Source organism: Streptomyces sp. NPDC001406 (assembly GCF_042895285.1).
In the GTDB taxonomy this organism is placed as follows: Bacteria; Actinomycetota; Actinomycetes; order Streptomycetales; family Streptomycetaceae; genus Streptomyces.
Genome location: NZ_JBIAWG010000045.1, coordinates 1 through 12,545, shown reverse-complemented (window position 1 = coordinate 12,545; position 12,545 = coordinate 1). Strand labels below are relative to the sequence as shown.

General features: G+C 71.4%; 1 protein-coding gene. It reads right to left on the bottom strand.

The features are described 5' to 3' along the window. Window positions 1–12,527: amino acid adenylation domain-containing protein (locus tag ACFY1J_RS45780; RefSeq protein ID WP_390733284.1), on the bottom strand; the 12,527-nt coding region annotated here is incomplete at its 3' end. Window positions 12,528–12,545 lie beyond the last annotated feature (18 nt).

Genomic DNA, 12,545 nt, shown 5'->3' with positions numbered 1-12,545 from the left:
TCCCCCAACACCCGCTCACGCACCACACCACCCAACACACCAACACGCCCCACCAACCCCCACGGATCCCCCACCACCCGCTCCAACACCCACAGGACAGAGGCAAGGACGTCTTCCGCCCGAGCGCGCTCGAACACGTCCGGCCGGTAAACGAATTCACCTTCCAGCCGTTCGCCGGGAATCACGATCAGCGCCAGGGAGTAGTGGCTGGTGTCCTGGCTTGCGCCTGCCGGGCGGATGGTCAGAGATTCGTCGTCCGATGCGGCCGGCGCATGCGGGTAGCTCTCGTACACGACGAGGGTGTCGAACTCCGCGCCCGGGCCGGCGAGGCGCTGGATCTCCGCCAGACCGATGTGCTGATGGCCCATCAGCCGAGCCTGTCCTCGCTGGAGTTCGGTCAGCATCTCGATGATCGGCTGTCCCGCACTCAGGTTCACCCGTACCGGCAGCGTGTTGATGAACAGGCCGACGGCTGACTCCGCGCCGGGCAGGTCTGCGGGGCGTCCGGCCACGGTGGCGCCGAAGACCACGTCATGGCGCCCGGCCAGCCGCGCCAGCACCAGCGCCCAGACACCCTGCACCACGGTGTTCACGGTCAGGCCATGGCTTCGCGCGACCTCCTCCAGCTTCCGGCTCAGGTGCTCCGGGAACGTGAAGCGGATCGGCTCGGGCAGGACCGAGGCCCGCACGAGCTCCGCAGGCACCACCCGCGTCGGCTCGTCGGCCCCGGCCAGCTCGGCCTGCCATGCGGTACGGGTTTCTTCCTTGTCCTGCCGGGCCAGCCAGGCCAGGTACTCCCGGTACGACGTCGGCGCAGGCAGTCCCAGCACGTCGCCGCCTGCCTCGTACGCAGCCGACACCTCGCTGATCAGCAGCGGCAGTGACCAGCCGTCCATGAGGATGTGGTGACTGGAGAGGACGAGGCGATGCCGGTCGGCGCCGAGGCGGATGAGCAGGACGCGCAGCAGTGGCGCGGTCGTGAGGTCGAAGCGCTGCGCCCGCTCCTCGTCGGACAGCCGCTCGACCTCGGCCGACGCATCGGCTTCCGCCAGCCCGGAGACGTCCGCCTCCCGCCAAGGTAGCTCCACATGCCGGGCAATGACCTGTACGGCGTCGCCCGATGCGCTCAGGTGGAACCCGGCCCGCAGGATCGGGTGCCGGTCTACGACTGCCTGCCAGGCCGCGCGCAGCCGCGCCGCGTCCAACGGACCGTCGAGCGCCAGCGCCCGCTGGCTCGCGTACACGTCCGGGCCCTCGTCGTCGAAGGCTGCGTGGAAGAGCATGCCCTCCTGCAGCGGCGACAGCGGCCAGACATCCATCAGGTTCGGGACCGCTGCTTCCAACTCCTCGACCTGGGCCTGGTCGAGTGCCAGCAGCGGGAAGTCGGATGGCGTGTGGCCGCCCGCGGTGGGTTCGTCGGTGGTGTGCGCGGCCAGGCCCCGCAGCATCTCCAGCCAGAGCCCGCCGAGGCGTTCGGCCGCCGCGTCGTCGAGCAGGCTGCCGGGCCAGCTGAGCGTGAGGGTCAGCTCCGGTCCGCCCGTGGTGTCGCGCACCACCGCACCGGCTTCCAGGGCGTGTGCCACGGGCATGTCGGGGTCGGCCGCGCCACCGACCGCCGTCTCGCCGGCCGGCTGCCAGGCGCGGACGGGACCGGACTGCTCACCGACGGTGAACCGGCCCAGATAGTTGAACCCGATCTGGGCGCTGGGGAGTTGGGCGAGGACCTCTGCTGTCTCCGGGTTGAGGTGACGCAGCAGACCGTAGCCGAGCCCGTCACCGGGGACGGAACGCACCTGCTCCTTGACGGCCTTGAGCAGCACCCCGGCCGCCGGGCCGCCCGCCCGCACTTCTGCCAGGTCAGCAGCTGATGTGTCCAGGCGGACAGGGTGGACGTTGGTGAACCAGCCCACCGTGCGGGACAGGTCCACACCTTGCACCGGCTCTCGGCCGTGCCCCTCGACGTCCACCAGCACCCTGCCGTCCGGACCGGGCTGCCAGTGGGTGACCGCTCCGGCAAGCGTCGCAAGCAGCACTTCGTGCAGGCCGCAGTGGTACATCGTCGGCGCCTGTCCGGCCAGGACCGCCGCCTGCTCCACCGGCACCGTCCAAGAACGGTGCTTGAGCGTTCGTACGGTGTCCAGGGCCGTATCCAACGGCCGGTTTCCGAGGGCCAGTTCCTCGCCTTGGAGGAGTTCGCTCCACGCCTGTAGTTCGCCGCGCCGATCGTCGCTGCGGGCCTGAGTGGTCAGCAGCTCCGCCCACCCGCGGAAGGACGTGCCCACCGCATCCAGCACCGGTGCCTCACCCGCGACCACAGCCTCGTACGCGGCCTGCAGATCCGGCAGCAGGATCCGCCACGACACCCCGTCCACCGCCAGGTGGTGAACCACCAGCACCAGGCGGCCGGTCCGAGACGGTCCCGCATCCACCCACACCACCTGCACCATGACGCCAGATGCGGGATCCAGCCGCTCCACCGCGTCGCGGGCCGCACGACCGGCAACCTCGTTCAGGTCGCCTTCGTTGGTCATGGTCGCGTCCACGTGGTGGATCAGCCCGGCTGCCGTCACGGTTCCCGGCTCACCGACCATCAGCCGTGAACCGCCGCCCTCGACACGAACGCGCAGCATGTCGTGCGTGTCGATGACCGCGCCGACAGCCGTGACCAATGCATCCCGGTCCAGCCCGGCCGGCGCGCCGACGACCATCCACTGCGCGAACCGCGAGCCGACACCTGCTTCGCCCATGGCCCGCATCGCAGGCGTCCAGGCAGCCTCGCCCACACCGTCGTCACCCGAACCATCGGTGGACCGACCGTCCACGGGCTGAGCGACGAGCGCCAGGCGTTCGACGGTCTTCTCCTCGAACACCTGCCGCGGGGTGACCACCCACCCGGCGCGCCTCGCCCTCGACGCCAACTGCATCGACATGATCGAGTCGCCGCCCAGCTCGAAGAAGCCGACGTCCGCCGCCACCTGGTCCAGCCCCAGCACCTCGGCGAACAGGCGGCACAGGGTCTCCTCGACCACACCTTCCGGCGCCCGACCGGACACCTGCTCCGCGAAGTCCGGCGCGGGCAGAGCGGCCCGGTCCACCTTCCCGTTGACCGTCAGCGGCAGTGCGTCCAGCACCACGATCGACGACGGCAGCATGTACTCCGGCAACCGCGCACCGGCGAACTCCCGCAGTTCCGCGAGGTCCACCTCGCCGTCCGTGGCCGGGACGACGTACGCAGCCAGCCGCCTGTCACCGGCCTGGTCCTCGCGCACGATGACCGCCACCTGGCCGACACTGTCGTGCGCGGCGATGACGGAGCCGATCTCTCCCGGCTCGATGCGGAACCCGCGGATCTTGACCTGCTCATCCGCACGCCCGGCGAAGTGCAACTCACCGTCGGCCGACCAGCGAGCCAGGTCACCTGAGCGATACATCCGCTGCCCCGACACGAACGGGCAGGCCACGAACCGCTCGGCCGTCAGATCCGGGCGTCCCACATACCCCCGGGCCAGCCCCGCCCCGGAGATGTAGACCTCGCCGACGCCACCGACCGGCATCGGCTGCAGGAACTCGTCCAGGACAAAGACCTGGGTGTTGGCGAGGGGGCGGCCGATGGCGGGCGGTGCGTCCTGCGAGGTGATGCCCTCGCCGAGCGGTGTGGCGGTGGTGATGACCGTGGCCTCGGTGGGGCCATAGGTGTTCCACACCCGCGCCTGCCCCCGCCAGCGTGCGGCCAGGTCGGCACTCAACCGCTCAGCGCCCAATACCCAGTTGGACACCCCGGGCACCGACGCAGGATCCAGCACCCCGAGCAACGACGGCACCACACTCGCCACCGACACACCCGCCGCACGGATCATCTCCGCCAACACCGCAGGATCCGTACGCTCCTCACTCCCGGCAATCGCCAGCGTCCCACCCGCAGCCAGCGTCACCGCGACATCCAGAACCGCCGCGTCAAAGCTGAACGACGCGAACTGCAACGCCGTCACACCCTCATCCACACCCAGCACCGGCCGCATCGCGTCCGCCAGATTGGCCACGCCTCGGTGCGCAACCGCCACACCCTTCGGCCGGCCGGTGGAACCCGAGGTGTAGATCACGTACGCCAGTTGGTCCGGATCCACGACCGCGTTCAACGGCTCCGCCGATTCAGCGGCCAGCGCCTCCGCCGCCGCATCGAGCAGCACCACATGCTCGGCCTCCAGGTCCGCGGAGGTGCTGAGCACGACCGAGGCTCCGCTGTCTGCGGCCATGTAGGCGAGTCGGTCGGCGGGGTGCTCCGGATCCAGCGGCACGAACGCGGCCCCGGCCTTCCACACCGCCAACTCCCCCACGACCATGTCCACCCCGCGCGGCAGACACAGGCCAACCCGGGACTCCGGCCGCACGCCCAGGCCGATCAGGTAGCGCGCCAACTGGTTGGAGCGCGCCTCCAGCTCCCCGTACGAGACGACTTCTTCACCGCACCGCACAGCCACCGCCGTCGGCGATCGCCGCGCCTGCGCGACGAACAACTCCAGTACCGACCCCGCCGGAACCGGCCGCCCCGTCGCATTCCACTCCCGGACGACCCGGGTACGCTCGGCCTCGCTCAGCACCTCTATCCGCCCCACTGGGACCGACGGGTCGGCGACCAGTTGCTCAAGCACCCGCAGCAGGGAGGCGAGGATCTCCTCCGCCTCGGTGTGCGCGAACACATCCGGTCGATAGGAGAGTTCTCCCTCCAGCCGTTCGCCGGGGTTCACCACCAGACTGAGCGGGTAGTGGCTCGCATCCCGGCTCGCCCCTGCCGGGCGAATGGTCAGCGCGTCCTCGTCGGCTTCGGTGGCTTCGCGCGGGTAGTTCTCGTAGACGATGAGGGTGTCGAACTCCGCGCCCGGGCCGGCGAGCCGCTGGATCTCCGCCAGGCCCAGGTGCTGGTGCGCCATCAACGCAACCTGCCGCTCCTGGAGGTCGGCGAGCAATTCCGCCGCGGACTGCGCGCCATCGAGCCGCACCCGCACGGGAACGGTGTTGATGAACAGACCGATCGCCGACTCCGCACCGGACAGGTCAGCGGGGCGTCCGGCCACAGTCGCGCCGAAGACCACGTCGTGCCGCCCGGCCAGCCGCGCCAGCACCAGCGCCCAGGCGCCCTGCACGACGGTGTTCACGGTCAGACCACGGCTGCGCGCCAACTCCTCCAGCTGTTGCGTCAGTTCGTACGAGAACTCGAAGCGCGCGGGTTCGGGCATGACCGGCGTCCGTACCAGGTCCGCGGGCACGACACGGGTCGGCTCCTCGGTTCCGGCCAGCTCCGCCCGCCATGCGGCCCGGGTCCCCTCCTTGTCCTGGCGGGCGAGCCACGCCAGGTACTCCCGGTAGGAGGTGGGCGTGGGCAGCGCACGTGGGTCGCCTACCGTCTCGTACACCGTGGACAGTTCGTCGAGCAGGACCGGCAGTGACCAACCGTCGATGACGATGTGATGGGTCGTCATCACCAGCAGGTGCCGGTCGGCGGCGAGGCGGACGAGCAGCAGCCGCAGCATGGGTGGCGCCGTCAGGTCGAAGCGCTGTGCCCGCTCCTCGGCGGACAACCGCTCGACCTCGGCCGACGCGTCGGCCTCCGGCAGGCCGGAGACATCCGCCTCCCGCCACGGCAGCTCCACCTCACGGGAGATCGCCTGCACGGCATCGCCCGAGGCATCGCGGTGGAAGCCGGCCCGCAGGATCGGATGCCGGTCGACGACCGCCTGCCAGGCCGCCCGCAGCCGGGCCACGTCCAACGGCCCTTCGAGCGCCAGCGTCCGCTGCCCCTCGTAGACGTCCGGGCCGTCGGTGTCGAACGCGGCGTGGAAGAGCATGCCCTCCTGGAGCGGCGACAGCGGCCAGACGTCCGCCAGGTTCGGGATCGCCGACTCCAGTTCGTCCACGCCCTCCTGCGTCAACTCCACGAGCGGGAAGTCGGAGGGGGTGTGACCGCCCGCGGCGGGGTCGGTGGTGTGCGCGGCCAGGCCGGCCAGCATCTCCAGCCACAGCCCGCCCAGCCGCTCGGCCGCCGCCTCGTCCAGGAGTCCGCTCGGCCAGTTGAGTGTGAGGGTGAGCTCCGGCCCGTCCGCCGTATCGCGTACGACGGCACTCGCATCGAGGGCGTGCAGCACCGGTGTGTCCGGGTCTGCCGCTCCGCCGACGGCCGTCTCGCCGGCCAACTGCCAGGCGCCGAACGGCCCCGTCTGCTCACCCGTGTCGAACCGGCCCAGATAGTTGAACCCGATCTGGGGGGACGGGAGTTGAGCCAGGGTCGTTGCCGTGTCGGGGTTGAGGTGGCGCAGCAGGCCGTAGCCCAGCCCGTCACCAGGCACGGAACGCACCTGTTCCTTCACTCGCTTGACCAGCGCACCCGCCGCCTGGCCGCCCGAGCAGGCCTGGGTCAGATCGATCCCGTGGGGATCGAGCCGGACCGGGTGGATGCTGGTGAACCACCCCACCGTCCGGGACAGGTCCACCCCCTCGATCGGCTCTCGACCGTGACCCTCGACGTCGATCAGCAGCCCGGGGGCAGCGGTCGGACGCCAGTCGGTGACAGCACCGGCCAAGGTGGCCAGCAGCACCTCGTGCAGCCCGCAGTGGAACGCCGCCGCCGTACGCCCGGCCAGCACCGCCGCCTGCTGGACCGGCACCACCCACGAGCGGTGGCGCAGCGTCTCGATGGTGTCCCGGGCCGGGTCGAGCACCCTGCTTCCGAGCGTCGGCTCCTCGCCGTCCAGCAGAGCGGTCCACGCCTCCAGCTCGGCACGGCGCTCTTCGCTCCGGGCCTGGGTGGTCAGCAGCTCCGCCCAGCGGCGGAAGGACGTACCCGTCGAATCGAGGACCGGTGCGCCACCCGCGGTCACCGCCTCGTACGCGGCCTGCAGATCCGGCAGCAGGATCCGCCACGACACGCCGTCCACCGCCAGGTGGTGGACCACCAGCACCAGACGACCGGCCCGTGACGGCCCGGCGTCCACCCACACGACCTGCGTCATCACTCCGGCCGCCGGATCCAGCCGCTCCGCGGCGGCATGCGCCCGCTCCTCGACCAGACGATCCAGCTCACCGTCCGCCACATCGGCCGCGTCCACCCGATGGACCAGCCCGGCCGCGTCCACCGACCCCGGCTCGCCCACCGCCAGGCGTCGTTCGCCGAAGCCCTCGACGCGGGCGCGCAGCATGTCGTGCGTATCGACGACCGCCCCCACAGCCGTGACCAGCGCCTGCCGGTCCAAGTCGGTCGGCGCGCCGACGACCGTCCACTGCGCGAACCGTGAGCCGGTCACCGCCGGCAGACCCAGCGCCCGCATCACCGGCGTCCAGGACACCTCGCCGGTCCCCACGTCGCCCGGGACTGCGGCCCGACCGTCCACCGGCTCCGCCACCAACGCCAGCCGCTCGACGGTCTTCTCCTCGAACACCTGCCGTGCCGTGACCACCCACCCGGCGCGCCGGGCCCGGGACGCGAGTTGCATCGACATGATCGAGTCGCCGCCCAGCTCGAAGAACGAGTCCTCGGCGCTCACCCGTGCCAGCCTCAGCACGTCGGCGAAGAGCGCGCCGAGGGCCTCCTCGACCACGCCCTGCGGTGCCCGCCCGGACACCCTGCCCGCGAAGTCCGGCGCCGGTAGTACGGCCCGGTCCACCTTTCCGTTCGGTGTGATCGGCAGCGTGTCCAGCACCACCACCGCGGCCGGGACCATGTAGTCCGGCAGTTCGGCCGCCACGAAGTCACGCAGCGCCGTTCCCTCGACCGCACGGGCGGCACCGTCGCCGGTCGGGACGACGTATGCGACGAGCCGTTTCTCGCCCGGCTGGTCCTCGCGCACCACGACCGCGACCTGGCCGACGCCGGGGTGTCCGGTCAGGACCGCCTCGACCTCACCCGGTTCGATCCGATGCCCACGGATCTTCACCTGCGCGTCGGCCCGGCCGACGAACTCCAGCACGCCCTCGCCGGTCCAGCGCACCACGTCGCCGGTCCGATACATCCGCGCACCCGGCAGGTAGGGGGAGGCCACGAACCGCTCGGCGGTCAGACCCGGCCGTGTCGCGTAGCCACGCGCCAGGCCCGCCCCCGCGATGTACAGCTCGCCTCCGACCCCGACCGGTGCCGGCCGCAGGAAACCGTCGAGAACGTACACGCGCATGTTGTCCAGCGGACGGCCGATGGGCATCTGCAGCGGGGCCGGCGCGTCCGGCTCGATGCGGTACGACGTCGCGAACGTGGTCGTCTCGGTCGGGCCGTAGCCGTCCACGACCACCAGGCCCGGGCACGCCTCCCGCACTCGGTGGACCGCGTCCGCCTGCACGGCATCGCCGCCGGTCCACACCTCGCGCAGCCCCGCCAGACACCCGGGGTCGTCCTGCGCGAAGAGGTGGAAGAGCGCTGCCGTCAGCCACAGCGCGGAGACCCCGTGCCGTCCGATCGACTCCCGCAGCCGCGCGGGGGTCGGGATGCCCGGTGGCGCGACGACGACCCGCCCGCCGGACAGCAGCGGCACCCACAGCTCGTACGTCGACGCATCGAACGTCTGCGGAGAGTGGAACAGCACGGTCTCGTGCCCGTGTGCGAACCGGCTGTCCCGGGCGAGCGCGGCCACGTCCGCGTGCGTGACCGCCACGCCCTTCGGGACACCGGTCGACCCGGACGTGTACATCACGTAGGCCACGTCCTCGGGACCGGCCCCGGCGGCTGCGGCTGCGACGCCGCCAGCGGTACCGGTCATGAGCGCGCCGACGCGCACCACGTCCGTGGGCCGGCCGGTCAGCTCCTGATCGGCGACGACCAGCCGAACGTGCTCCAGCACCACGCGCCGACGCGCCGCGGGCCAGTCCGCCTCCACAGGGACGAACCCGGCGCCGGCCTTCAGCACACCCAGCAGTACGGCGACCAGCTCCGCCGACCGCTCCATCGCCACACCGACCAGGTCGCCACGGGACACGCCACGCTCGGCCAGGCCGTACGCCACTCGGTCGGCGATCCGGTCCAGCTCGGCGTACGACCACTGCGGGCCGCCCTCGCCGACGACCGCGACCGCGTGCGGCGTCCGCCGTGCCTGTGCCGTGAACAGCTCCGGCAGGGATACGGGGGAGAGCAAACGCGCGGTGTCGTTCCACTCAACGAGCATGCGTGAGCGCTCGGCCTCGCTCAGGACGTCGATCCGGCCCACCGGCAGCGACAGGTCGGCCGTCAACTGCTCAAGCACCCGCAGCAGGGAGGCGAGGATCTCCTCGGCCTCGACGCGCTCGAACACATCCGGCCGATAGGACAGCTCGCCGCCCAGCCGGTCACCGGGGTTGACGATGAGGGTGAGGGGGTAGTGGCTGGCGTCCTCCGCCTTGCCCTCCGGGCTGATGGCCAGGGCTTCGGCGTCCGACGCGGCCGGGGTGTGCGGGTAGCTCTCGTACACCACCAGGGTGTCGAACTCCGCGCCCGGCCCGGCGAGCCGCTGGATCTCCGCCAGGCCCAGGTGCTGGTGCGCCATCAGCGCAACCTGCCGCGCCTGCAGATCGGCGAGCAGCTCCGCCGCGGACTGCGCGCCATCGAGCCGCACCCGCACGGGAACGGTGTTGATGAACAGACCGATCGCCGACTCCGCGCCGGACAGGTCAGCGGGGCGTCCGGCCACGGTGGCGCCGAAGACCACGTCGTTGCGCCCGGCCAGCCGCGCCAGCACCAGCGCCCAGGCACCCTGCACGAGGGTGTTCACGGTCAGGCCACGACTGCGGGCCAACTCCTCCAACGCCCGGGTCTGTTCACCGGTGAGCTCGAACAGCGCGGGCTCGGGCATGACCGGCGTCCGTACCAGCTCCGCGGGCACGACACGGGTCGGCTCCTCGGTCCCGGCCAGCTCGGCCCGCCACACGGCGCGGCTCGTTTCCTTGTCCTGCCGGGCCAGCCAGGCCAGGTACTCGCGGTACGACATCGGCGGCTGCACCTGCGGCTGCGGCAGCGAGCGGACGTCGCCCTCCGTCTCGTACGCCCTCAGCAGCTCGTGGAGCAGGACCGGCAGCGACCACCCGTCCATGAGGATGTGGTGACTGGAGAGGACGAGGCGATACCGGTCGGTGCCGAGTCGGATGAGCAGAACGCGCAGCAGTGGCGCGGTCGTGAGGTCGAAGCGCTGCGCCCGCTCGTCGGCGGACAGCCGCTCGATCTCGGCCTGTGCGTCGGCGTCCGACAGGCCGGAGACGTCCGCCTCCCGCCAGGGCACCTCAACATGCCGGGCGATGACCTGGACTGCCTCGCCGGTCCTACGACGGCGGAACCCGGCCCGCAGGATCGGATGCCGGTCGACGACCGCCTGCCAGGCTGCCCGCAGCCGCGCCGGCTCCAGCGGTCCGTCGAGTGTCAGCATCCGCTGACCCTCATAGACGTCCGGACCCTCGTCGTCGAAGGCGGCATGGAAGAGCATGCCCTCCTGCAGCGGCGACAGTGGCCAGACGTCCATCAGATCCGGGACCGCGGCCTCGAACTCCTCGACTTCGTCCTGCGAGAGGTCGAGGAGGGGGAAGTCGGACGGGGTGTGGCCGCCCGCGGTGGGGGCGTGGGTGGTGTGCGCGGCCAGGCCCCGCAGCATCTCCAGCCAGAGCCCACCGAGGCGTTCGGCCGCCGCGTCGTCCAGGAGTCCGCTCGGCCAGTCGAGGGTGAGGGTCAGTTCCGGTCCGTCAGCTGTGTCACGTACGACGGCGCCTGCGTCGAGGGCGTGCGTGGCAGGAGCGTCCGGATCGGCCGCGCCGCCGACCGCCGACTCACCGGTCAGCTGCCAGGCGCGGGCGGTGCCGGATTGCTCGCCGGCGGTGAACCGGCCCAGGTAGTTGAACCCGACCTGGACGGAGGGGAGTTGGGCGAGGATCTCGGCGGTCTCCGGGTTGAGGTGGCGGAGCAGACCGTAGCCGAGTCCGTCACCGGGCACGGTACGCACTTGCTCCTTGACAGCCTTGAGCAGCACGCCGGCTGCCGGGCCGCCCGTCAGGACGTCAGCCAGGTCGGCAGGTGTTGTGTCCAGGCGGACGGGATGGACGCTGGTGAACCAGCCGACCGTCCGGGACAGGTCCACCCCGTCCATCGGCTCCCGGCCATGGCCTTCGACGTCGACGAGCACCGGGCTGGCCGGACCGGGCCGCCAGTGGCTGACCGCCCCGGCCAAGGTGGCGAGTAGCACTTCGTGCAGGCCGCAGTGGTAGGTCGTGGGGATCTGTCCGGCCAGGACCGCCGCCTGCTCTACCGGCACCGTCCAGGAGCGGTGCTTGAGCGTTCGTACGGTGTCCAGGGCCGGATCCAACGCGCGGTCGGCGAGCGGCGGTTCGTCGCCTTGGAGGAGTTCGGTCCAGGCTTGGAGTTCCGCGTGCCGTTCGTCGCTGCTGGCCTGGGTGGTCAGCAGTTCCGCCCACCGGCGGAAGGAGGTACCCACCGCGTCGAGGGCCGGTGTGCCACCCGCGATCACTGTCTCGTATGCGGTCTGCAGGTCAGGCAGCAGGATCCGCCACGACACTCCGTCCACGGCCAGGTGGTGGACCACCAGCACCAGACGGCCGGTGCGGGACGGTCCCGCATCCACCCACACCACCTGCACCATCACGCCGGCCACCGGATCCAACCGGGCCACGGCGGCTTGCGCCTGCTCCTCGGCAAGACGGTCCAGCTCGCCGTCCCCCGCATCGGTCGCGTCCAGGTGGTGGATCAGCTCGGCTGCCGTCACGGTTCCCGGCTCACCGACGATCAGCCGCGTCCCGTCGTCCTCGACGCGGGCGCGCAGCATGTCATGGGTGTCGAGGACCGCGCCCACGGCCGTGGCCAGTGCATCCCGGTCCAGCCCGGCCGGTGCGCCGACGACCGTCCATTGCGCGAAGCGGGATCCGATGACCGCCTGTTCGCCGAGTGTCCGCATCACCGGTGTCCAGGGCACCTCGCCGATCCCGAGGTCGCTCGGGGCGACGGACTGGCCGTCCACCGGCTCTGCCACCAGCGCCAGCCGCTCGACGGTCTTCGCCTCGAACACCTGCCGTGGGGTGACCACCCATCCGGCGCGTCGGGCTCGCGACGCCAACTGCATCGACATGATCGAGTCGCCGCCCAGCTCGAAGAAGCCGGCGTCGGCTGCAATCTGTTCCAGGCCCAGTACCTCGGCGAACAGCCCGCAGAACAGCTCCTCTTCGGGCGTGGCCGGTGCCCGGCCCGCCATGTTGCCGGGTGCCTCGGGCGCGGGCAGAGCGGCCCGGTCCACCTTGCCGTTGACCGTCAGCGGCAACGCCTCCAGCACCACCACGGCGGACGGGACCATGTACTCCGGCAGCGTCTCAGCCGCGTATGCACGCAGCACCGCACCGTCCACAGCACGGTCCGCAGCAGGCACTACGTACGCAACGAGCCGCTTGTCGCCCGGCCGGTCCTCGCGCACGACGACCGCGATGTGAGCGACATCCGCATGCTCCGACAGGGCGGTTTCGATTTCGCCGGGTTCGATGCGGTACCCACGGACCTTGACCTGCGTATCGGCCCGGCCGAGGAACACCAACTCCCCCTCATCCGT